Annotated in this window: 22 protein-coding genes; 19 read left to right on the top strand and 3 right to left on the bottom strand. The window is 69.7% G+C overall.

What is annotated here, in order from left to right:
* The first annotated feature begins 10 nt into the window (after positions 1–10).
* From QSK18_RS11685 to QSK18_RS11630, 12 genes are all read left to right on the top strand, one after another.
* A complete protein-coding gene (locus QSK18_RS11685) occupies positions 11–1,012 on the top strand; it encodes a proline racemase family protein (protein ID WP_232811061.1) in 1,002 nt (333 codons plus the stop codon).
* A gap of 23 nt (positions 1,013–1,035) precedes the next feature.
* A complete protein-coding gene (locus QSK18_RS11680) occupies positions 1,036–2,442 on the top strand; it encodes an aldehyde dehydrogenase (NADP(+)) (RefSeq protein WP_232811063.1) in 1,407 nt (468 codons plus the stop codon).
* A 179-nt stretch (positions 2,443–2,621) separates the two neighbouring features.
* Entirely contained in the window at positions 2,622–3,284 is a 663-nt protein-coding gene (locus QSK18_RS11675; protein ID WP_232811065.1) for a GntR family transcriptional regulator, read from the top strand.
* 415 nt (positions 3,285–3,699) lie between these two features.
* Positions 3,700–5,415 (top strand): ABC transporter substrate-binding protein, encoded by a 1,716-nt coding sequence (locus tag QSK18_RS11670; protein ID WP_232811068.1) that lies wholly within the window; start codon positions 3,700–3,702, stop codon positions 5,413–5,415.
* 1 nt (position 5,416) lies between these two features.
* Complete coding sequence (locus tag QSK18_RS11665; protein WP_232811070.1) at positions 5,417–6,388, top strand: ABC transporter permease; 972 nt, start codon at positions 5,417–5,419, stop codon at positions 6,386–6,388.
* Positions 6,385–7,374, top strand: a complete 990-nt coding sequence (locus QSK18_RS11660; protein ID WP_285618717.1) for an ABC transporter permease — start codon at positions 6,385–6,387, stop codon at positions 7,372–7,374. Before QSK18_RS11665 ends, QSK18_RS11660 begins: the two co-directional genes overlap by 4 nt.
* The gene (locus QSK18_RS11655; protein ID WP_232811073.1) at positions 7,371–8,222 is read left to right on the top strand and encodes an ABC transporter ATP-binding protein; all 852 of its coding nucleotides are present in this window, start codon (positions 7,371–7,373) and stop codon (positions 8,220–8,222) included. The genes QSK18_RS11660 and QSK18_RS11655 overlap by 4 nt, the downstream gene beginning before the upstream one ends.
* Positions 8,219–9,058 (top strand): ATP-binding cassette domain-containing protein, encoded by an 840-nt coding sequence (locus QSK18_RS11650; RefSeq protein WP_285618712.1) that lies wholly within the window; start codon positions 8,219–8,221, stop codon positions 9,056–9,058. The genes QSK18_RS11655 and QSK18_RS11650 overlap by 4 nt, the downstream gene beginning before the upstream one ends.
* Positions 9,055–10,347 (top strand): alpha/beta fold hydrolase, encoded by a 1,293-nt coding sequence (locus tag QSK18_RS11645; RefSeq protein WP_285618710.1) that lies wholly within the window; start codon positions 9,055–9,057, stop codon positions 10,345–10,347. Before QSK18_RS11650 ends, QSK18_RS11645 begins: the two co-directional genes overlap by 4 nt.
* On the top strand, positions 10,344–11,723 hold the full coding sequence (locus tag QSK18_RS11640) for an aminopeptidase P family protein (RefSeq protein ID WP_285618708.1): 1,380 nt from the start codon (positions 10,344–10,346) through the stop codon (positions 11,721–11,723). Before QSK18_RS11645 ends, QSK18_RS11640 begins: the two co-directional genes overlap by 4 nt.
* Positions 11,720–14,425 (top strand): beta-L-arabinofuranosidase domain-containing protein, encoded by a 2,706-nt coding sequence (locus tag QSK18_RS11635; RefSeq protein ID WP_285618705.1) that lies wholly within the window; start codon positions 11,720–11,722, stop codon positions 14,423–14,425. The genes QSK18_RS11640 and QSK18_RS11635 overlap by 4 nt, the downstream gene beginning before the upstream one ends.
* 11 nt (positions 14,426–14,436) lie before the next feature.
* Positions 14,437–14,667 (top strand): hypothetical protein, encoded by a 231-nt coding sequence (locus QSK18_RS11630; protein WP_285618703.1) that lies wholly within the window; start codon positions 14,437–14,439, stop codon positions 14,665–14,667.
* A gap of 6 nt (positions 14,668–14,673) precedes the next feature.
* On the opposite strand, the gene QSK18_RS11625 is transcribed toward QSK18_RS11630, so the two are convergent.
* Positions 14,674–15,165: a MarR family winged helix-turn-helix transcriptional regulator gene (locus QSK18_RS11625; protein WP_285618701.1), complete on the bottom strand. Its 492-nt coding sequence runs from the start codon at positions 15,163–15,165 to the stop codon at positions 14,674–14,676.
* Positions 15,166–15,282: 117 nt separating this feature from the next.
* Between QSK18_RS11625 and QSK18_RS11620 the strand changes: the two genes are divergently transcribed.
* The 5 genes from QSK18_RS11620 to QSK18_RS11600 all read left to right on the top strand — a co-directional run bounded on the left by QSK18_RS11620 (position 15,283) and on the right by QSK18_RS11600 (position 18,657).
* Entirely contained in the window at positions 15,283–16,752 is a 1,470-nt protein-coding gene (locus QSK18_RS11620) for an MFS transporter (protein WP_285618700.1), read from the top strand.
* A gap of 53 nt (positions 16,753–16,805) precedes the next feature.
* Positions 16,806–16,937 (top strand): hypothetical protein, encoded by a 132-nt coding sequence (locus QSK18_RS11615; protein WP_285618698.1) that lies wholly within the window; start codon positions 16,806–16,808, stop codon positions 16,935–16,937.
* A complete protein-coding gene (locus tag QSK18_RS11610) occupies positions 16,937–17,611 on the top strand; it encodes a DsbA family oxidoreductase (RefSeq protein ID WP_285618696.1) in 675 nt (224 codons plus the stop codon). Before QSK18_RS11615 ends, QSK18_RS11610 begins: the two co-directional genes overlap by 1 nt.
* Positions 17,608–18,198, top strand: a complete 591-nt coding sequence (locus QSK18_RS11605) for a TetR/AcrR family transcriptional regulator (protein ID WP_285618694.1) — start codon at positions 17,608–17,610, stop codon at positions 18,196–18,198. The genes QSK18_RS11610 and QSK18_RS11605 overlap by 4 nt, the downstream gene beginning before the upstream one ends.
* A gap of 90 nt (positions 18,199–18,288) precedes the next feature.
* Positions 18,289–18,657, top strand: coding sequence for a hypothetical protein (locus QSK18_RS11600; protein ID WP_285618692.1), 369 nt, complete (start codon positions 18,289–18,291; stop codon positions 18,655–18,657).
* A 43-nt stretch (positions 18,658–18,700) separates the two neighbouring features.
* Here QSK18_RS11600 and QSK18_RS11595 read toward each other — a convergent pair whose 3' ends face one another.
* Positions 18,701–19,348: a hypothetical protein gene (locus tag QSK18_RS11595; protein WP_285618690.1), complete on the bottom strand. Its 648-nt coding sequence runs from the start codon at positions 19,346–19,348 to the stop codon at positions 18,701–18,703.
* A gap of 15 nt (positions 19,349–19,363) precedes the next feature.
* Positions 19,364–19,495 (bottom strand): CPBP family glutamic-type intramembrane protease, encoded by a 132-nt coding sequence (locus tag QSK18_RS35925; protein ID WP_352396516.1) that lies wholly within the window; start codon positions 19,493–19,495, stop codon positions 19,364–19,366.
* A 109-nt stretch (positions 19,496–19,604) separates the two neighbouring features.
* Here QSK18_RS35925 and QSK18_RS11590 point away from each other — a divergent pair, with 109 nt between their 5' ends.
* Both QSK18_RS11590 and QSK18_RS11585 read left to right on the top strand, forming a co-directional pair.
* Complete coding sequence (locus QSK18_RS11590) at positions 19,605–20,096, top strand: TetR/AcrR family transcriptional regulator (protein WP_285618688.1); 492 nt, start codon at positions 19,605–19,607, stop codon at positions 20,094–20,096.
* Between the two features lie 143 nt (positions 20,097–20,239).
* The gene (locus QSK18_RS11585; RefSeq protein WP_285618685.1) at positions 20,240–21,772 is read left to right on the top strand and encodes a GGDEF domain-containing protein; all 1,533 of its coding nucleotides are present in this window, start codon (positions 20,240–20,242) and stop codon (positions 21,770–21,772) included.
* Positions 21,773–21,816 lie beyond the last annotated feature (44 nt).

Here is a 21,816-nt window from a genome sequence, read left to right as displayed (position 1 = left end):
GGGTCTCCGAATGCGTTCCACGAGGCTGTTCTCCGCGGTCGACTCGCACACCGAGGGCATGCCGACGCGCGTGGTCACCGGTGGGGTCGGGGTGATCCCGGGCGCCACCATGAACGAGCGGCGGCTGCACTTCATCGCCGAGATGGACCACGTCCGCCGGCTGCTGGTGAACGAGCCTCGTGGGCACGCGGCGATGAGCGGGGCGATCCTGCAGCCGCCGACCCGTCCCGACGCCGACTTCGGGGTGCTCTACATCGAGGTCTCGGGCTGCCTGCCGATGTGCGGGCACGGCACCATCGGGGTGGCCACCGTGCTGGTCGAGACCGGGATGGTGGCGGTCACCGAACCGGTCACCACGATCCGGCTGGACACCCCGGCCGGGCTGGTGGTGGCCCAGGTGGCGGTGAAGGACGGGCACGCCGAGTCGGTCACGCTGGAGAACGTGCCCTCCTACTGCGAGCGGCTCGACGCCACGATCGAGGTGCCCGGTCTGGGCACCGTGCCCTACAGCCTGGCCTTCGGCGGGAACTTCTACGCCATGGTCGATCTGGAGGCCGTCGGGCTGCCCTTCGACCGTTCCCGGCAGGAGGAGATCCTGCGGGCCGGTCTGGCCGTCATGGACGCGATCAACACCCAGGACCCGCCCAAGCACCCGACCATCGAGGGGGTCGACCACTGCCACCACGTGGAGTTCATCGCCCCCGGTTCCGACGCCGGGCTCTCCCGGCACGCGATGGCCATCCATCCGGGCTGGTTCGACCGCTCGCCCTGCGGCACCGGCACCTCGGCCCGGATGGCCGAACTGCACGCCCGCGGTGAGCTGCCGCTGGGGCAGGACTTCGTCAACGAGTCGTTCATCGGCAGCCGGTTCGTCGGCCGGCTGGTGGGCGAGACCACCGTCGGCGGTCACGCGGCGGTCCTGCCCACGATCACCGGGCGGGCCTGGGTCACCGGGATCGGGCAGTACCTGCTGGACCCGAGCGACCCCTATCCGGAAGGGTTCTCCTTCTGAACCCCCACTCAAGGAACCGAGAGATGACGACGGACGCAGACCTGGAGCAGATCCTCACCGCCGCGGCCGCGGTCCCGTTGACCGGGCCTTCCGCCCCGGCGCCGGGGCAGCGCGCGGACTGGCTGGACGCGGTGGCTGCCGCTCTGGACGCGGCGGCCGACGAGCTGGTGCCGCTGGCGCAGAGCGAGTCGCACCTGCCCACCGCCCGGCTGAACGGTGAGCTGAAGCGCACCACGTTCCAGGCCCGGCTGTTCGCCACCGCGCTGCGCGAGGGCACGGTGATCCCGGCCCAGATCGACCCGCCGGTGGCGGACTGGGGCAGTGGCCCGCGTCCGGACCTGCGGCGCACGGTGGTCCCGCTGGGGCCGGTGCTGGTGTTCGCGGCCAGCAACTTCCCCTTCGCGTTCAGCGTGTTCGGCGGCGACACGGTCTCGGCCCTGGCGGCCGGCTGCCCGGTGGTGGTCAAGGCCCACCCGGGGCACCCGGAGCTGTCGCGGCGCACGGCGGCGCTGGTTTCGCAGGCGCTGGCCGACGCGGGCGCGCCGGCGGGTGTTTTCGCGCTGATTGAGGACGTGGAGCCCTCCTTGAGCGCGTTGCGGGACTCCCGTATCAAGGCAGTTGGGTTCACCGGTTCCACTGCTGGGGGCCGCGCCCTGCACGACATCGCGCTCTCGCGCGAGGAGCCGATCCCGTTCTACGGCGAGCTGGGCAGTGTGAACCCGGTGGTCGTCACGGCCGAGGGCTGGAGCCAGCGTTCGGCCGAGATCACCTCCGGCTGGCTGGAGTCGCTCCTGCTGGGGTCCGGGCAGTTCTGCACGAACCCGGGGCTGGTGTTCGTGCCGGACGCGCAGGCGTTCCTGGCCGACCTCGAGCTGCCGGCGCCCGGCACGATGCTGAACCCCGCTCTGGAGAAGGGTTTCCAGAAGTCGGTCGAGGTGATGGCCGGTCTGCCCGGGGTGGAGCAGGTGCAGGCCGGGCCGGCCAACCCCGAGGGGGTGACGGCGAAGGTCTTCCGGAGCACCCTGGCCGAGGTCGCGGCCTCGCCGCAGGCTCTGGAGGAGGAGATGTTCGGGCCGGCCGGGCTGGTGGTCGAGTACGGCGACCAGGCCGAACTGCTGAACGTTCTGCAGACGCTGCCCGGCCAGCTCACCGGCACGGTGCAGGGCACCAGCGAGGGCACCGAGGCAGCAGATCTGGTGGCCGTGCTGAGCGCCCGCACCGGAAGGGTGCTGTACAACCAGTGGCCGACCGGGGTCAGCGTCACCGCGGCGCAGCAGCACGGCGGCCCCTACCCGGCCACCACCAGCCCGCTGACCACCTCGGTGGGTCTGGCCGCGATCGAGCGCTTCCAGCGTCCGGTCGCCTTCCAGGGCCTGCCCGAGGCCCTGCTGCCGGCCGAGCTGCGCACCGCGGGGCCGGACGCCGGCTGACGCCATCGGAGGCCACCTGACGCAGAGCCCGCGGTCGGGATGTGCCTGCGCGGGGGGACGGCCGGCTCGGTGTGCGTGATCGCGGGCCGGCCAGGGTGGGCGCGGCCAGGCTCTACTGTGGACCGCGCACAGGCATGCGCGCCTGCCCGTTCGGCAGGTGCGCCGAGGAGGTAGGGGCAGTGGTTTCACACATCGGTCCGCTGGCGGTCGGCGTCAATCTGCGGGGCACGGTCGAGGAGGCCCTGGCCTCGGCCATCGTCTCGGGTGAGCTGGCGCCCGGCGAGCTGCTCACCGCTCCTACCCTGGGCGCCCGGTTCGGGGTCTCGGCCACCCCGGTCCGTGAGGCGATGCTCAACCTGCAGAAGCGCGGATTCGTCGAGGCGGTGCGCAACAAGGGCTTTCGCGTCACCGACGTGAGCGAGCAGGACCTGTGGGAGATCGTGCGGCTGCGGCAGCTGCTGGAGGTGCCGCCGATGCGTGACATCGCCCGCACCATCCAGCCCTCCTCGTTCGCCGGGCTGCGGGAGAAGGCCGGCCTGATCGTGCGCCACGCGGCGGCGGCCGACATCCCGGCCTATCTCGAGGCCGACGTGGACTTTCACCTCAGCCTGCTGAAGCTGACCGGTAACCGGCGCCTGGTCGAGATGGTGCGCGACCTGCGCCAGCAGACCCGGATGGTGGGGCTGGTGAACATGATCGGCTCGGAGGAGCTGTCCCGGTCGGCGGGGGAGCACCACCTGCTGATGGACCGGCTCGAGCAACGCGACGGCCGGGGCGCCGAGCAGCTGATGCACCAGCACATCGAGCACGTGCTGGGCTGGTGGAACGGGCGCGACGAGTGAGACAGTGACATTGCACTGAGTCTCCAGCAGGGGCCGGTCCAGTTCTGTGCGGAAAGTCCGCGCCGAACCGGGCCGGCCCCTGCTGTTTGTCGCGGGCCGGTCCAGTGGCTTTGGGTCACCCCTAAACGCGCTTGGGTGATGCTCTTTCGCGTGATTCTGACGAAAAAGAGCCGCTCGTCGAGAGAAACATTGCCGCCGTGTAACTAAATCGCCCCGGGGTCTTCACCTGCGAGGTGTGACATATTACTGTCGCACCGGGTCGCTCTCCCGCCCGTCCTCGGTGTGGGGCACCCGCAGCAGACAACGTGTTTCGCTGACCCGCAGCTGACACAGACCAGCGTGGACCGTCGAGCCCGCAGCACCCCAGGTGCCGCACAGCCGGCCCGGTCCGCGGCATCCCGGAAGGCAGGACCTCGTGAAGAGAAGCGCACCCCCGGTGGCCCTCGGCGGACTGATGATGGCATCGGTCCTCGCCCTGTCGGCGTGTTCGGGTGGCTCGTCCGACGAGGGCGGCAACGGCAGCGGCAGTGGCGCCGGAGGCCAGGCCCCGGTGAAGGGCGGGACCGTGGAGGTCCTGCAGAACGCCGACTTCTCCTACCTCGACCCCAGCCGGGGCTGGGACGGCGGGGTGAACTCGTTCTACCGCCTCGTCTACCGCACGCTGGTGGCCAAGGCCCCGAACGACGCCGCCGACCCCAACGCCATGGTGCCGGACCTGGCCGAGTCGCTCGGTCAGGCCTCCGAGGACGGCCTGACCTGGACGTACAAGATCAAGCAGGGCGTCAAGTTCGACACCGGCGCCCCGATCACGTCCAAGGACGTGAAGTTCGGGATCAGCCGCAGCTGGGACCCGGAGATCGGGATCGGCTCGCCCTACATGAAGCAGCTGATCGACGCCCCGGCCGACTACCAGGGGCCCTACAGGTCCGGTGACCTGAAGACGATCGAGACCCCGGACGATGCGACCATCGTCTTCCATCTCAAGGCGCCGTTCCCGGAGTTCGACGCCGCGCTCTCGCAGCCCAGCGCCACCCCGTTCCCCGAGGGCACCGGCGAGGGCGACGAGTTCATCAACGACATCGTCTCCTCCGGCCCCTACGACCTGGCCCAGTACACCCCCGGCACGCTGATCGAGCTGAAGCGCAACCCCGAGTGGGACGCCTCCACCGACGAGATCCGCAAGGCCCTGCCGGACGCCTGGAAGTTCAGCATCGGCCTCGACCCGGCCACCATCGACGAGCGCCTGCTGGCCGGTCAGGGCAGCGACGTCAACGCGATGACCAGCGCGCCGAGCATCCAGACGGCCACCATCGCCCGGATCCAGACCCCGCAGCTGCAGCAGCGGCTGGTGAAGAACCCCTCCACCTGCCTGACCTACATGGGCCTGAACACCACCAAGGCGCCGCTCGACGACGTGAAGGTGCGCCAGGCCATCGAGTTCGCGGTGGACAAGAGCAGCGTGCTCAACGCCACCGGCGGCACCCAGTTCGCCACCGTGGCCAACACGATCATCCCCACCACCGTCTCCGGTCACAAGGACTTCGACCTCTACCCCAGCGAGGGTGGCACCGGTGACGTGGAGAAGGCCAAGGCCCTGCTGGCCGAGGCCGGCCAGAGCGGTGGCTTCGAGCTCACCCTCGACATCCGCGCCACCCCGGCCATGCAGCGCCAGGGCGAGGCGATCCAGGAGTCGCTCAAGCGGGTCGGGATCGACGTGAAGCTGAACGTCATCGATGTGTCCACCTACTACGAGACGATCGGCACGCCCTCGCAGCAGCACGACGCGGCGATCACCGGCTGGTGCCCGGACTGGAACTCCAGCGCCTCGACCTTCCTGCCGCCGCTGTTCGACGGGCGCAACATCTACGACAAGGGCAACTCCAACCTGGCCCAGCTGGACGACGACGCGGTGAACGAGTCGATCGACAAGGCCAAGGCGGAGACCGACATCGAGGCCGCCAACGCCGCCTGGGGCGCCCTGGACGAGCAGATCATGCAGCTCGCCCCGGTGGTGCCGCTGAACGTCGAGAACCGGCTGTACATCCCGGGTGAGAACGTGGGCGGGGTGATCACCCCGAGCGGTGACATCGACTACACGATCATCGGGCTCCGGGACCCGTCCAAGGGCTGACATGACCATCCCGACGACCGGTCTTCAGGTGCCGGCGGACTCCCCGGGCGAGGGCGAGACCGTCGGCACCACCCCGGAGCCCCGCTGGAGGGTGCTCCGGACCCTGCTGCACGACTGGGCCGCGGCGGCCTGCCTGGGCTACATCGGCCTGGTCGTGCTGATGGCGGTGTTCGCCCCGCTGATCGTCAAGGTCAGCGGGTGGGGCCCGTACGAGTTCGACCAGAGCGCGATCGACCCGAACATGGGCGGCATCCCGCTGGGCGGCTGGGGCGGCGTCTCCGGCGAGCACTGGCTCGGCGTGGAACCCGGCAGCGGACGGGACATCTTCGCCCGGATCGTCTACGGGGCCCGCGCCTCCATGGTCATCGCCCTGAGCGCAACCCTGCTCACCAGCGTCCTCGGGGTGGTCTTCGGTCTCCTGGCCGGCTACTTCGGCGGCCGCACCGACATGGTGATCTCCCGGGTGATGGAGTTCCTGATGGCCTTCCCGGCGCTGATCTTCATGATCGCGGTGCTCTCGGCCATCCCCGCCGACAACCGGCAGTACCTGCTGGTGGTGGTGATCTCGGTGTTCGGCTGGCCCTACCTGGCCCGGATCGTGCGGGGGCAGACCATGTCCCTCAAGCAGCGCGAGTTCGTCGAGGCCGCAGTGGCTTCCGGGGCCTCCCGGCGCACCGTGGTGTTCACCGAGATCCTGCCCAACCTGCGCTCGACCATCGTGGTCATGGTGACCCTGGCGGTGCCCGGCTACATCGGCACCGAGGCCGGCCTGTCGTTCCTCGGCGTCGGTGTGGTCCCGCCCACCCCGTCCTGGGGGCAGATGATCGCCAGTTCGGTGACCTGGTACTCGGTGGTGCCCATGTACTTCCTGGTGCCGGGCACCTGCCTGGCCCTGCTCGTCCTGTCGTTCATGGTGCTGGGCGACCGGGTGCGGGCCGCCGTCGACCCGTCGGCGAAGGGAGGCCGCTCGTGACCCGCTTCGTGGTGAACCGCCTGGCCGGGATGCTTCTCGTGCTGTTCGGCGTCTGCCTGTTCACCTACATGGTGTTCTTCCTGCTCTCGCCCGACCCGGCGGTGCAGATCTGCGGCAAGAACTGCACCCCCGAGCGGATCGACCAGATCCGCGAGAACCTCGGCCTGACCGACCCGTTCGTGACCCAGTTCTGGAACTTCCTGAGCGGGCTGGTGGCCGGGCGCACCTACGGCGGCGGGATCGAGTGCGCCGCCCCCTGCCTGGGCTACTCGTTCCAGACCTCCCAGCTGGTCACCGACATGATCGTACAGCGGCTGCCGGTCACCGCGGTGGTGGCGGTCGGGGCGGCCGTGCTGTGGCTGCTGATGGGCGTGATCGGTGGCCTGTTCAGCGCCGTGCAGGAGGGCCGGTTCGCCGACAAGTTCATCGCCGGGCTGACTCTCGGTGGCATGTCGGTGCCCAACTACGTGCTCGCCCTGGCCCTGCAGTACGTGTTCGTGGTCTGGCTGCAGTGGCTGCCCTTCCCGCAGGCCGTGCCGTTCGCCGACGACCCGGTGCAGTGGTTCCTGAACTTCGTCCTGCCCTGGTCGGTCCTGGCCATCGGCTACGCGGCGAGCTACACCCGGCTCACCCGGGCCAACGTGATCGACACCCTGAACGAGAACTTCGTGCGCACCGCCCGGGCCAAGGGTCTGCGGCCGGACCTGGTCTGGCGCCGGCACGCCCTGCGCCCGGCCCTGACCCCGATCGTCACCATCGCCGGCATGGACTTCGCCGGGCTGCTGGGCGGCGCGCTGATCACCGAGACGGTGTTCGGCATCAACGGGGTGGGCAAGCTCGCGGCCGACTCGATCACCAAGAACGACCAGCCGGTGATCATGGGCGTGACCCTGCTGGCGGCGTTCTTCGTGGTGGTCGGCAACGTGGTGGTCGATCTGCTGTACTCGGCGATCGACCCCCGGGTGAGAGTGGGGGCACCAGCATGAGCGACCTTCTGCGGGCGAACGGCCTGACCGTCTCGTTCGGCGACACCCGGGTGGTCGACGGGATCGACTTCACCGTCCCGCGCGGCGGCACCCTGGGCATCGTTGGCGAGAGCGGCTCGGGTAAGTCGATGACCAGCCTGGCGATCATGGGCCTGCTGCCGAAGGGGGCCCGGCGAGAGGGCAGCATCGACTTCGACGGCACCGGGCTCACCACCCTGTCCGAGCGGCAGATGCGGGCAGTGCGCGGCGACCGGATCGCCATGGTGTTCCAGGACCCGCTGTCGTCGCTGAACCCGTACTACACGGTCGGCACGCAGATTGCCGAGGCCTACCGCTCGCACCGCTCCGGGGTCGGCCGCAGGGCCGCCCGCCAGGCGGCGATCGAGGCGATGGAACGGGTGCACATCCGCGAGGCCGGCCGGCGGGTGGACGACTATCCGCACCAGTTCTCCGGCGGTATGCGCCAGCGGGTGATGATCGCGATGGCGCTCAGCACCGACCCGGAACTGATCATCGCCGACGAGCCGACCACCGCCCTCGACGTGACCGTGCAGGCGCAGATCCTCGAGCTGCTGGCCGAGGTGCAGCGGGAGACCGGGGCCGCGCTGATCCTGATCACCCACGACCTGGCCGTGGTCAGTGAGGTGGCCGACGACCTGATCGTGATGCGGCACGGCCGGGTGGTGGAGACCGGCACCGCCGAGCAGATCTTCTCCGACCCGCAGCACGCCTACACCCAGGCCCTGCTCGACGCCGTGCCGCGGATCGACGACTCGATCGGGGAGCTGCGGACCACCGGACTGGGCCGCACCACCGAACTGGGCAGCACCACCGGAGGCAAACGATGAGCCCGCTGCTCGAGGCGACCGACCTGGTCAAGGAGTTCCCGGTGGCCGGCACGGCCGGGCTGTTCACCCCGGCCAGGAAGTTCACCGCCGTGGAGAAGGTCTCGTTCGAGCTCCAGGCCGGGCAGACCCTGGCCCTGGTGGGGGAGTCCGGCTCGGGCAAGTCCACCACCGCCCGTCTGGCCGCCCGGCTGATCGACGTCACCTCCGGCACGGTGCACCTGGACGGCCAGGACATCACCGCGCTGCAGGGGGCTGACCTGATAGAGGTCCGCCGGCAGGTGCAGGTGGTCTTCCAGGACCCGTTCTCCTCGCTCAACCCCCGCCACACGGTCGAGCGGATCATCACCGCGCCGCTGCGCTACCAGAAGCGGCCCATGCCCGGCGGCGCCCGCGCGGTGGCGCGGGGGCTGATGGAACGCGTCGGCCTCAACCCCGACCACGTCGACCGCTATCCCGCCCAGTTCTCCGGGGGCCAGGCCCAGCGCATCGGCATCGCCCGCGCCCTGGCCGTCGGCCCGCGGGTGCTGGTCTGCGACGAGGCGGTCTCGGCCCTGGACGTGTCGGTCCAGGCGGCGATCATCAACCTGCTGCGCGAGCTGCAGCGCGAAGAGGGCTTCGGCTGCCTGTTCATCGCGCACGACCTGGCCGTGGTGCGGCAGATCGCCACCCGGGTGGCGGTCATGACGGCCGGTCGGGTGGTCGAGACAGGTGAGCGGGACGAGGTGTTCGACCGGCCGCAGCACGAGTACACGCGCAAACTGCTCGCCGCGGTCCCGCGGATCCGCCCGGAGTGGGAAGCCGCCCGGCGGCGCAACGCTGGCAAGGTGAACGTATGAACGTTGTCGAATACGCCGTCCCGGGCGCCTGGGTGCGGGAGTTCCGCATCGAAGTGCCACTGAACTGGTCCGAACCGGACGGCGAGACGATCGAGGTCTTCGTCCGTGAACTGGCCGACCCGGACCGGCGGCACGACGAGAAGCTGCCGCTGCTCACGTTTCTCCAGGGCGGGCCGGGTGGCTCCAACCCCCGTCCGGCCCCGCTGGGCGGCTGGCTGAGCGAGGCGCTGCCGCACTACCGCGTGGTCATGGTGGACCAACGAGGGACGGGTGGCAGCTCACCGGTCGATGGTGGAGTGATCGAGGCCTTCCCCGACGGTCGGGCAGCCGCGGACTACCTGCTGAACTTCCGCGCCGACTCGATCGTGCGCGATCTGGAACACGTGCGCACAACGGCCTACGAAGGACGTCGGTGGGCCACTCTCGCGCAGAGCTTCGGTGGCTGGATCACCCTCACCTATTTGTCTTTCGCACCCGAAGCGCTCACCGCCTGCTACGTGTGCGGGGGCATTCCGGGCACCCCGCCCGATCCGGACGAGGTCTACCGGCGCACCTTCACCCGGGCGGCCGCCAAGACGGCCGACTTCTACCGCCGCTACCCGCAGGACGTGGACACGGTGGCCCGCATCGCCGACCTGCTCGCCGGCCAGGACGTGCGCCTGCCGGACGGTTCGCCGCTTTCGGTGCGCCGTTTCCAGTCGCTCGGCGGAGACCTGGGTTTCGGGCCCGGGCATCTGCGGCTGCACTGGCTGGTCTCCGAAGCGCTGCGCCCCGACGGCCGGCTCACCGACGGCTTCCTGGAGCAGGTGCTGGTCAAGTCGTCCACCGCGGGCAACCCGCTGTTCTGGACGCTGCAGGAGTCGATCTACGGGCACGAGGGGAACGGCCCGTTCCGGTGGTCCGCCCAGCGCGAACGCGACCGTCGTCCCGAGTTCGGTGAGCACCAGCGTCCTCTGTTGTTCACTTCCGAAATGGCCTTTCCGTGGATGTTCGAGGAGTTCACGGTGCTGCGGCCGTTCGCCCCGGCGATGGCCGCGCTGGCCGAGCAGGAGGTCTGGTCGCCGCTCTACGACCTGGAGCGGCTGGCTGCGAACGAGGTGCCGCTGGCGGCAGCGGTCTACCACGACGACGTCTTCGTGGACGAGGGGCTGCAGCGGGACACGCTCAGCCGGCTGGGCAACGCCCAGGCCTGGGTGACGAACGAGTTCGAGCACGACGGCATCGGCAGTGGACGCACGTTCAGCCGGTTGCGCGAAATGGTGCGGGACCGAGGAGGAGAGCTTCGATGAACGAGAATCAGCGTCCGCGCTGGGCCGGTACCCGCCCGCCGCGCCTGGGTGAGGTGAGCACCGGCTTCCAGGGCTGGATCGCCCAGGGCTGGGGCACCCGCCAGGTCGCCGCGCCGGTCGACCAGGCCGCCGCCCGCGCCGCCGCCGCCCACCGGGCCCGGCTCAGCGAAGCCCTGCCCGGCCAGACCATCGTCCTGGCGGCCGGGCGCGCCCCGAACCGTAACGGCGACGCCGACTACGCTTTCCGCGCCGACAGCGACTTCGTCTGGGCCACCTCGTCCCAGACCGAAGGCGCGGTGCTGGTGATGACTCCTCGTGAAGGCGGGCACGAGTCGGTCCTTTACATCCCTCCGCCGGCCGGCCCGGGGGAGAAGGACTTCTACGCCAGTGCCACCCACGGCGAACTCTGGGTCGGTCCCTCGGCCGGCCTCGAAGCCTGGTCGGCCGCCCTCGACCTGCCCGTGCGACCGGTCGCCGGTCTCACCCCGCCCGCACCCGCCGAGAACCTGGCCCCGATCGTCTCCAATCTCCGCATGATCAAGGACGACTGGGAGATCGCCCAGCTGCGGGAGGCGATCGACGCCACCGTCGGCGGTTTCGCCGCCGTGGCCGCCGAGATCCCCCGCGCCTCGGCCGAGAACCTGGGCGAGCGCTGGCTCCAGGGGACCTTCGACCGGCATGCCCGCACCTTCGGCAACGGCCCGGGCTACGCCACCATCGTCGGTTCCGGCCCGCACGCGCCGATCCTGCACTGGGTGCGCTGCGACGGCCCGATCCTTCCCGGTGAGACGCTGCTGCTCGACATGGGGGTGGAGGCGCGCTCGCTGTACACCGCCGACGTCACCCGCACCCTGCCGGTGGGCGGTGCCTTCACCGAGACCCAGCGCCGGGTGCACGATCTGGTCGAGGCCTCGCACCGGGCCGGGATGGCCCAGGTACGCCCGGGCAATCACTACTCCGACTTCCACTACGCCTCGCTGGAGGTGCTGGCTCAGGGGCTGCACGACTGGGGTCTGCTGCCGGTCTCGGTCGACGAGGCGCTGGCCCCGCAGGGGCAGCAGCACCGCCGCTACATCGTCTGCGGCATCGGCCACCACCTGGGCCTGGACGTGCACGACTGCGGCCACTCGCCCGCCGAGCAGTACGTCGAGGCGACCATGCAGGCCGGGATGGTGATGACGGTCGAGCCCGGCCTGTACTTCCACGCCCACGACGAGACCGTGCCGCCCGAGCTGCGCGGTATCGGCGTGCGGATCGAGGACGACCTGCTGATCACCGACACCGCCGAAGGCCACGAGGTGCTCTCCGGCGCCCTGCCGATCGACGCCGCCGGACTCGAGCGCTGGACCCAGGAAAAGACCCAGGAGAACCGTTGACCCTCGCCCGGCCGTTCCCGCTCAGCGAAGTCACCCTGCTGGAAGGAGTGCAGTCACGGGCCCAGGAGCAGATGCTGCACCTGGCCCGCGTGTTCCCGGTCGACCGGGCACTGGCCGTGTTCCGGGCCAATGCCGGCCTGGACACCAAAGGTGCTCAGCCGCCGGGTAACTGGGAGGACTTCGGGCATCCGGACGAGCAGCCCTGGTCGGGTGCGGACTATCCGGGGGCGGGCGTGGCGCCCACGGCCAGTCTGCTGCGGGGGCACTACGCCGGGCACTTCCTGTCGATGCTGGCCCTGGCCTACGCCTCGACCGGCGAGCAGGTCTTCCGCGACAAGTCCGACGAGATGGTCGCCGGCCTGGCCGAGGTCCAGGCGGCGCTCGCGGCCACCGGCCGGTTCACCCACCCGGGGTTCCTGGCCGCCTACGGTGAATGGCAGTTCGACCGGCTGGAGCACCTGGCGCCGTACGGGGAGATCTGGGCGCCCTGGTACACCACCCACAAGATCATGGCCGGGCTGCTCGACGCCCACGAGCACACCGGTTCGCAGCAGGCCCTCGATGTGGTGACGGCGATGGGTCACTGGACGGCGGCCCGGATGCTGCGCGTCGATCGTGAGCAGTTGCAGCGCATGTGGTCGCTCTACATCGCCGGTGAGTACGGCGGGATGAACGAGAGCATGGTGGCCCTGTACCGGCTGACCGGCGAGAAGATTTTCCTGGAGGCAGCTTCCACGTTCGAGATGGACGGTCTGCTGGATGATGCCGCGGCCGGACGGGACATCCTCGACGGCATGCACGCCAATCAGCACCTGCCCATGCTGGTCGGGCATCTGGGCCAGTACGAGGCCACCGGTGAGCGCCGCTACCTCGACGCGGTGCTGAACCTGTGGGAGCAGATCGTGCCCGGGCGCACCTTCGCCCATGGCGGCACCGGTGAGGGCGAGCTGTGGGGCCCGGCCGGTGCGGTGGCCCGGTTCGTCGGCCGCCGCAATGCCGAGACCTGTGCCACCTACAACCTTCTCAAGATCGGCCGGGGTCTGTTCGGGCACACCCTCGACGTGCGGTACCCCGACTACGCCGAGCGGGCCGGGCTCAACCACGTGGTGGGCTCGCGGGCCGACGTCAGCTCCGACGTCGAACCCGAGGTCGTGTACATGTACCCGGTCGATCCGGGAGCGGTGCGCGAGTACGGCAACGTGGGCACGTGCTGCGGCGGGACCGGCCTGGAAAGTCATGTGAAACACCAGGAATCGGTGTTCTTCGCCGGGTTCGACGAGCTCTGGGTGCTGCAGTACATTCCATCGCAGCTGAAGTGGGCCGACGGCACGGTCACGCTCCAGACCCGCTATCCGCGAGAAGGGCGGGTGCGTCTGGTCTTCGACCTGGCCGGTGCCCGCACGGTTCATCTGCGCATCCCGCCCTGGGCGCGTGGGTCCGAGCGTCTGACCGTCAACGGTGAGCCGGTGGAAACCGCCTCACCGCACGTCGGATTCGTCAGCTTGAGCCGCGAGTTCGGGCCCGGTGACGCCGTCGAGCTCGAGATCCCGCTGCCGCTGCGCCTGGTGCCCACTCCCGACGACCCCACCTTGGCCAGTCTGGAACTGGGCCCGACGGTGCTGCTGGCTCGCGACGAGGCGACGACCACTCGCCTGGTGGCCCCGGCGGCCCATCGTCGTCTCGACGGTTCGCTGAGCGACTTCGAGAGGGACGGCGACCTGGTCCGGGCGCTCGGGCACACGTTCGAGCCCGCCTGGTCGGGTGGGGATCACCGCTACCACCTGTATGTGCGGATCGAGGACGACCGGATCGCCTTCCGGGGCAGCGACAGTGGGGTGCCCGACCGGAAGGACCAGGACGGCTGGTCGTTCCTGACCGGTCTCTGGTCCGGCGGCGGATTCGCAACGGTCCGGGACTTCCTGTCTGCGGTTCACCACAATGCCCTCCAAGCAGCGAAGTCCGGGCTCCTGAGCCGATCCGAGACCACCGACGTCCTCAATTCGGCGGCCGCCAGCACCCTCGACGACCCAAGCCACCCGCGCCGCGGGACCACCGACTGGGACCTGCCCGCCAACCGCACCTGGAGCGAACGCCCGGAGGACTCCGGGCCCGGTTTCCAGGTGTTCCGATCCTCGGAACCGGTGGAAGACGTGGTGGTCTGGGAACTGCCCGAGGATGTGGGGGCCGAGCACGCCGCACCGGTGATCCGGGTGGACGTGCAGGGGGAGAGGGCTCCTTCGGGCTGGTACACCAGCCCTCCGACGTGCTCGGTCAGTGTGGTCTCACCTGGCCCGGGCATCACGTCGGTCGAGATCGCCACCGGCGAGAAGTGGCGACCGGCCTCGGAACCGGTGACCTTGGCCGCCGACGGCCGCTACCGGGTGCGGGCCCGCGCCACCGACACGAGTGGCCGCACCGTGCACGCCGTTCGCGAGATCGACGTGGACACCACCCCTCCCACCCCGACCGCACGCGTCCGTTCGCTCGGGTCCAGCAGTGTCGAGGTGACCCTCGACGCCAAGGACGAGGTCTCGGACCTGGACCGGATCCAGTGGCGCACGGCCGAGACGTTCTGGGGCGTGTACCAGGAGCCGTTCACCCGGGCGCTGCGCGAGGAGCCGCAGACGCTGGAGTTCACCGCCACCGACCGGGCGGGCAACCGTACGGCCGTGCAGTCGGTGCAGCTGCCGGCCCTGGGCTAACGTTCCCGGCCATGAGGGAAGCGGTGCGGCTCGAGGTGGACGGCCAGGTGTTCGAGGTGCTCGAGGTCGCCCGAGGGGTGTGGAACTACGCCTGGGTCAACGGGCCCGACCCCGAGTACGGCTTCCGCCTGGCCGGGGCCGAGGACTCGGTGCCGACGCGGCCGGAGCACGAGGAGAGCATCCGGGCGTTCCTGGCCGAGATCGACCCGCGGACCGGGTACCTGGCTGACCGGGCTGACTGAGGCACCTCAGGCCTGGGTCTCGGGGCGGGGCCAGGTGCGCCCGGCCAGGCGCTCGATGTCGGTGTTGAACCGCCGCAGGTAGTTCGCGAAGCCGGCGATGTCCTCGTCCGACCAGTCCGCCATGAGCTTGTCCAGGCTGGTCAGGAACGCGTCCCGCTGCAGGTCGAGGGCCTCGGCGCCGTTCTCGGTGACGGCGAACTTGCGGGCGATGCCGCCCTCGGGGTCGGGGATGCGCTCGAGCAGGCCGGCGCGCATGGCGGCGGCGGTCTGCCGGTTGAGGGTGGAGGCGTCCAGGCCGAGCACCTCGCTGAGCTCACCGATCGACATCGGCCCGTTCACCCGCACCAGGCTGAGCAGGATGTAGGCGCTGCGGTCGAGTCGGTGCGCCCGGTTGTAGGAGGCCAGGGAATGGCGGGCCAGGAGCATCTGCTCGTACTCGACCGCCGCTGAACGCCGCACCTGCTCCTCCTCGCCGGACCGGGGGACCCGGACGATCATTGTGTCATCCGGGCGTAACCGGCTTGCCACCTCGATTGTGCATGATGCACATTGGTTGCGCTATACATCTCCGGTGCGCTCTGCACACCTGATCCTCGTCCTCACTGGGAGTTCGGCTTGAGCACCCCTCAGACCTCCGCGTCACCGTCGGCCCGGACCGGCGCCGTGGTGGCCACGCTGGCCTTCGCCGGCACCACCGCCGCGATCATGCAGACCCTGGTCACGCCGCTCATCGCCGAGCTGCCGCAGATCCTCGACACCAGCGCCTCCAACTCCGCCTGGGTCATCACCGTCACCCTGCTCGTGGCCGGCGTCTGCGTGCCGATCGCCGGCCGGCTGGGTGACCTCGTGGGCAAGCGGCTGATGCTGCTGGCCTGCTGCGTACCCCTGATCGCGGGCTCCGTGGTCTGCGCCCTGGCCGGCTCGCTGATCCCGATGATCGTCGGGCGCGGCCTGCAGGGCATGGGCATGGGCATGATCCCGCTCGGCATCGCCCTGCTGCGCGACGTGATCCCGGCGGAGAAGCTCAGCGGCTCGATCGCCCTGGTCAGCGCCTCGATGGGGATCGGTGGCGGCCTCGGCCTGCCGATCTCCGCCGCGGTCGCCCAGTACGCGAACTGGCGGGTGCTGTTCTGGGGCGCCGCCTTCCTGGCCACGGTCATCCTGGTGCTGGTCTGGACCTTCATCCCGGCCACCCCGCCCGGTGCCAAGGGGCAGCGCTTCGACTACCTGGGCGCCCTCGGCCTGGCCGTCGGCCTGGTCTGCCTGCTGCTGGGCATCTCCAAGGGCGCCGACTGGGGCTGGGCCTCCGGCACCACGATCGGCCTGATCTGCGCGGCCGTGGTGGTCCTGCTGGCCTGGGGCCTGTACGAGACCCGGACCACCGAGCCGCTGGTCGACCTGCGCACCACCGCCAAGCCCCGGGTGCTGCTGACCAACATCGCCTCGGTCTTCATCGGGATCGGCATGTACGCCCAGATGCTGGTCTTCCCGCAGCTGCTGCAGCTGCCCGAGGCCACCGGCTACGGCCTGGGCCAGTCGATGCTCGCCGCCGGTCTGTGGATGGCCCCGGCCGGCATCGTGATGATGGTGGTCTCGCCGATCGGCGGGAAGCTGATCGACGCCCGCGGCCCGAAGACCGCCCTGGTGCTCGGCGCGACCATCCTGGCCGTCGGCTACGGCGTCTCGCTGTTCCTGATGGGCTCGGCCCTGGGCCTGATGATCGCCGGGCTGATCATCAGCACCGGGGTCGCCTTCGCCTACGGCTCCATGCCGGCGCTGATCATGCGGGCCGTGCCGCAGTCCGAGACGGCGGCCGCGAACGGGTTCAACACCCTGATGCGCTCGCTCGGCACCACGATCGGCTCGGCCGTCATCGGAGTGGTCCTGGCCCAGATGACCACCTCGTTCGGGCCGGTCGAGCTGGCCTCCGAGGACGGCTTCCGGGTGGCCCTGATCATCGGTGGCGCCGTCGCTCTGCTGTCGGCGCTGGTGGCCGCCACCATCCCGGCCGCCCGCGCGGGCCGGTCGGAGAGCGTCACCCTGACCACGGGGACGGACGAGTCGCTGGTCGAGGCCTCGCGCTGAGACCGGGTGACAGTTCTTGACTCCATGGTCAAGTTGAGCGAATCTTCTTGACCATGGAGTCAAGTTCTTCTTTGCCCCCGGGCGAGCCGGTCGTGCCCCTGGCGCAGCCCTTCGCTGCGGTGCTGACCATGCTGGAGTCGGACGAGAACGCCGGCGTCTGCGACGCGGACGGGGTGTGCAACTGATGGCCGGTAACGCGTTCGGCCCTGCGGCCGACCCGATCGTGATCGATGTCTGGAGCGACGTCGTCTGCCCGTTCTGCTACCTGGGCGACGCGGTGCTGAAGCAGGCCATCGACGAGCACCCGGGCCGGGTCGAGGTCCGCTACCACAGCTTCCAGCTGCACCCCGGCGCCACCGGGCCGATGAAGACCGCCGACTACCTGGCCGGCAAGGTCAACCTGTCGAAGGCCCAGATCGAGGCCTCGCACGAGCACCTCAGCGCCCGCGGCGCCGAGGCCGGCCTGGACTTCCGGTTCGACGACGCGCTGGTGGCCAACACCCGCGACGCGCACCGTCTGATCCACTTCGCCAAGACCGCCGACCGCGAGCACGAGATGGTGCTGCGGCTGTTCCGCGCCGAGTTCACCGAGGGCCTGGACGTGTCCGACCACGGCGTGCTGGCCGACCTGGCCGCCGAGGTGGGGCTGGAACGGGCCGCCGCCGCCAAGACCCTGGCCGGCAACGACTTCGAGGCCGAGTTCGAGGCCGACATCGCCCAGGCCCGGCAGCTGGGCATCAGCGGGGTGCCGTTCTTCGTGTTCGACGGCAAGCGCGCCGTCTCCGGGGCCCAGCCGGTGGAACTGTTCCGGCGGGCGCTGGAGCTGTCCACGCAGGACCGGGCCGGCTCCCCGGCGTGAGCGAGGCCGCCCGTAAGCAGCGCGCCGATGCCCGGCGCAACGTCGAGGGCATCCGGCGCGCTGCTCTCGACGTGTTCCGCTCGGGCGGCCTCACCATCCCGCTGGAAGAGGTGGCCAAGGCCGCCGGGGTCAGCAAGGGCACGATCTACCACCGTTTCGGCAGCCGCCGCGGCCTGATCGACGCGGTGGTGGACGAGCTGGTGGCCGAGCGGATGCAGGCCATCGTGGCGGCGGTGAGCGAGCTGGACGATCCGCTGCAGCGGTTCGAGCAGTACCTGGAGGGCATCTGGCTGCTGCAGTTCGACGAGCCGGCCGTGAACGACGTGCTGATGCGGGCCCTGCCCGACTCCGAGCCGCTGACCGGGCTGTGCGAGCGGGCCCAGGAGCTGGCGGTGCGGTTGCTGGCCGACGCCCAGGTCGCCGGGGTGGTCCGGCCGGATCTGACTGAGGACGATCTGGGGCACCTGATCCTGGAACGTTGCCTGGTGGTGCGGGGTTGCGATCAGCAACCGGGGCAGTCCCGGGACGACTACCGGCGGCGCCTGCGGTTCCTGCTCGACGGTCTGCGGGCTTCGGCCGCCAACTAGACCGCCCCCGGTACGCCTTGTGTGCCCAGGCCCGTCCAAACCGGGTGTTGCCGGCTCAGCCAGAGCCGTCGGGGCGTCGAACCAACGAACGTGATTCCAGCTCGCGTCGAGGCGCTGATCCGGATCCACCTGGGCGTGGGGGTCACGCTGTCCGTGGGGTGCACCCTCCTGCCCGCCGGGCTGTGGCACGACGTGCTCTACACGTTCATCAGCTTCGGCTACGTGGTGGTGACGGTGGTCGGCATCCGCCGTCACCGGCCCGCGGCCGCGCTCGGTTGGTGGGTGGTCACCACCGGCGTCGTGGGCTGGGCCTCGGCCGACGTGCTCTGGGCGGTCTTCAACTGGATCCTGCACATCTCGCAGTTTTCCGTCCCCGGCCGACGCGCTGTACCTAATCAGCTACGTAGGATGCGTGTGGTCCGCCAAAGAACGTGTGCAGAGTTCAATCTCGGAGCATGAACTGCAGCCGATCGCTGATGAAGCCGCTTCACCTGCTGTCCGTTCACGCCCTCACCGGGTGATCGGGGGATATCCGAACCACTTCCAGCCGGTCATTCGCCAGCAGTAAGTTGCCGACGGAACTAGTACAACCGATTATTGTGCTCGGAAGATCGATGTCTGCGTTGATGCACCAGTCTCCGGAACTGGCCCAGAAGACGTATGAAAAGCCCCAGCGATCTTCGTTCTGCACGGTCTGATCAAGTTGTTCCAGTGTCATCTCGGAAATAAAGTACCGGCGATGAGAAACAAGAATGTTGGGAGCTTCAGTTGCTCGCTGTTCGTCGCTCGATTCGGCTCCATCGAATTCGCCAAGGTAAGCTTTCGAGCCTTCGATCTTCCGCAGAGTTGTCATCAAGTCCGGGATAATCGAATTCCCACTCGCCCCGACTGTGGGCTCGGCATCCCACTGCTCACCCTTTTCGCCCTGGTGCAGTCTTGTGCCGCTCACCTCGAACCACGACCTGTCGGAAATTGTACGAATATTTCTTGTGTCGGCGATGGACTGCCAGCTGACGGTTCGGTCCCCGTGCAACGTGTCGTGGGCCGGATGCAAGATCCGTGCATAAAATTCCCAGTCAGTGCCCACCATCTCCGCCCAGGTACCGTCGGCGGCGGCATTGAGACGAGCTTCTAATTGCGAGGGATTCATCCTGAAACAGTATCACTACCGTATGTTCAAAAGAATTGCCGTATCTACGACTACGTGCACGTACACGGGCAGAATCAGTGACTTAGTTGTTGTGTACAGCCTGCCCAGGAGCAAGCCCAGAACGGTAGCGCCTATTGCGCCGTTCAAGCCGCCGGGAAGACCTGTGAGTGCAGGCGCAGGTGATCGCTGAGCTGGCCGCGGTGAATGCTGAGCGGATCGAGGTGCTGCTGGCTGAGATTGCCGAGTTGAGCGGCGGGTGGATCAGGACTCCACGACCTCGTCACAGCCGCCGAGCAAGGAGACCCCGGCCGCGAAGGCGAAGGTGAAGGCCCGGCCGGCGACCATCCCGCTGGAAGAGGTGGCCAAGGCTGCCGGGGTCAGCAAGGGCACGATCTACCACCGTTTCGGCAGCCGCCGCGGCCTGATCGATGCGGTGGTGGACGAGCTGGTGGCCGAGCGGATGCAGGCCATCGTGGCGGCGGTGAACGAGCTGGACGATCCGCTGCAGCGGTTCGAGCAGTACCTGGAAGGCATCTGGCTGTTGCAGTTCGACGAGCCGGCCGTGAACGACGTGCTGATGCGGGCCCTGCCCGACTCCGAGCCGCTGACCGGGCTGTGCGAGCGGGCCCAGGAGCTGGCGGTGCGGTTGCTGGCCGACGCCCAGGTCGCCGGGGTGGTCCGGTCGGATCTGACTGAGGACGATCTGGGGCACCTGATCCTGGAACGTTGCCTGGTGGTGCGGGGTTGAGATCAGCAACGGGGACAGTCCCGGGACGACTACCGGCGACGGTTGCGGTTCCTGCTCGACGGTCTGCGCGCCCCGGCCGCCTCCGCCCGCCGAACGGGTGGCGAGAGTTCAGTCGGGGCAGCCCCCGAGTCGAAACAACCTGGGTGAGCCGTGCCCGCGTCGATGCGCTGATCCGACTGCACCTGGCTGTCGGCGTCTCGTTGTCCGTCGTGTGCACCCTGATGCCCGCCGGGCTCTGGCACGACGTGCTCTACACGTTCATCAGTTTCGGGTGCGTGGCGATGATGGTGGTCGGCATCCGCCGGCACCGTCCGCCCGCCTCGCTCGGCTGGTGGGTGGTCACCGCCGGGATCGTGGTCTGGGCGGCGGCCGACGTGCTCTGGGCGGTCTACAACTGGATCCTGCACATCTCGCCGTTCCCCTCTCCCGCCGATGCGCTGTACCTGATCAGCTACATGGTCATCGCCGCCGGTTTCTGGTGCTTCGTGCGGGCCCGGCGCGGTGAGGGCGACCGCGAGGGTTTCACCGACGCGGCCATCTTCACCGTCGGCTCGGTGCTGGTCAGCTGGGTGCTGCTGATGCGGCCCGGTCTGGAGTCGGCCGGCGAGTCGGCCACCGAACGGGTGCTGGCCGCCGCCTACCCGCTCGGCGACCTGCTGATGCTGGCCCTGCTGGTGCGCCTGCTCACCACCACGGGCTCACGCACCCCTGCGTTCCGCTGGCTGGTGGCGGGCAACGCGCTGCTGCTCGTCGCCGACTGCGCCTACCAGTACACGTCGATGACCGAGACCTACACCGGCGGCCTGATCACGCTGCCCTGGCTACTGAGCTACGTGTGCTTTTCCACCGCGGCCCTGCACCCCTCCATGCGTCGCCTCACCGATATCGGCAGCGGCGAGACGGACCCTCAGTTCACCCGCGGCCGCCTGCTCGCCCTGACTCTGGCAAGTCTGGTGGCCCCCGGCACCCTGCTGCTGCAACTGGCTCTGGGGTTACGGGTGGAGGCCTGGGCCGTCGGCCTGTCCTCGGTCGTCCTGTTCCTGCTGGTGGTCTGGCGCATGTCCGGCCTCCTGCGGCGCTTGGACGAGCAGGCGTCCAGGCTGGCCGACCTGGCCCGCACCGACGCCCTGACCAACCTGCCGAACCGCCGCACCAGCGACGCCGAACTGGAGCGCCTGCAGACCCGCGCCCGCGCCGAGGGCTCACCGCTGTGCGTGGCCGTGCTCGACCTCGACCGCTTCAAGTCCTTCAACGACACCTTCGGCCACCAGGCCGGTGACAGCCTGCTGGTGGCCGCGTCCGCAGCGTGGAAGGCCCACCTGGACGCCGTCGGGGCGGGCGCCGGGCCCGACCGCTCGGTGATGCTCGGTCGCTGGGGCGGTGAGGAGTTCGTGGTGCTCCTACTGGGCCACGACCTGCCCGCGGCGGCCACGCTGATCGATTCCCTGCGCCCGACCACCCCCGCCGGGCAAACCTTTTCGGCGGGCGTGTCGGGCTGGGACGGCCTGGAGTCGGCCGGGGAAGTGTTCGCCCGGGCCGACGCTGCGCTGTATGCCGCCAAGGCCGGTGGACGTGACCAGGTGCGCGTGGCCGATCCACCCGGCCCCCGCTCAGGCGAGGCGCCTGCGCCGAAGGTTCAGCCGGGCGCCGCGGCGGCCACCGAACCGGTGACGTAGCGCTGGAGCTAATGCAAGGCGTCGCGAACTCGTCCTTGGTGGAC

Origin of the sequence: Kineosporia sp. NBRC 101677 (assembly GCF_030269265.1) — a bacterium.
Lineage (GTDB): Bacteria > Actinomycetota > Actinomycetes > Actinomycetales > Kineosporiaceae > Kineosporia > Kineosporia rhizophila.
This window is presented reverse-complemented; position numbering and strand designations above follow the sequence as displayed.

Excerpts from the sequence above, each read along its gene's own strand:
- QSK18_RS11685 (WP_232811061.1), top strand. The coding sequence starts at position 11 with ATGCGTTCCACGAGGCTGTTCTCCGCGGTCGACTCGCACACCGAGGGC.
- QSK18_RS11680 (WP_232811063.1), top strand. The coding sequence starts at position 1,036 with ATGACGACGGACGCAGACCTGGAGCAGATCCTCACCGCCGCGGCCGCG.
- QSK18_RS11665 (WP_232811070.1), top strand. The coding sequence starts at position 5,417 with ATGACCATCCCGACGACCGGTCTTCAGGTGCCGGCGGACTCCCCGGGC.
- QSK18_RS11655 (WP_232811073.1), top strand. The coding sequence starts at position 7,371 with ATGAGCGACCTTCTGCGGGCGAACGGCCTGACCGTCTCGTTCGGCGAC.
- QSK18_RS11650 (WP_285618712.1), top strand. The coding sequence starts at position 8,219 with ATGAGCCCGCTGCTCGAGGCGACCGACCTGGTCAAGGAGTTCCCGGTG.
- QSK18_RS11645 (WP_285618710.1), top strand. The coding sequence starts at position 9,055 with ATGAACGTTGTCGAATACGCCGTCCCGGGCGCCTGGGTGCGGGAGTTC.
- QSK18_RS11640 (WP_285618708.1), top strand. The coding sequence starts at position 10,344 with ATGAACGAGAATCAGCGTCCGCGCTGGGCCGGTACCCGCCCGCCGCGC.
- QSK18_RS11630 (WP_285618703.1), top strand. The coding sequence starts at position 14,437 with ATGAGGGAAGCGGTGCGGCTCGAGGTGGACGGCCAGGTGTTCGAGGTG.
- QSK18_RS11625 (WP_285618701.1), bottom strand. The coding sequence starts at position 15,165 with ATGATCGTCCGGGTCCCCCGGTCCGGCGAGGAGGAGCAGGTGCGGCGT.
- QSK18_RS11615 (WP_285618698.1), top strand. The coding sequence starts at position 16,806 with ATGGAGTCAAGTTCTTCTTTGCCCCCGGGCGAGCCGGTCGTGCCCCTG.
- QSK18_RS11610 (WP_285618696.1), top strand. The coding sequence starts at position 16,937 with ATGGCCGGTAACGCGTTCGGCCCTGCGGCCGACCCGATCGTGATCGAT.
- QSK18_RS11595 (WP_285618690.1), bottom strand. The coding sequence starts at position 19,348 with ATGAATCCCTCGCAATTAGAAGCTCGTCTCAATGCCGCCGCCGACGGT.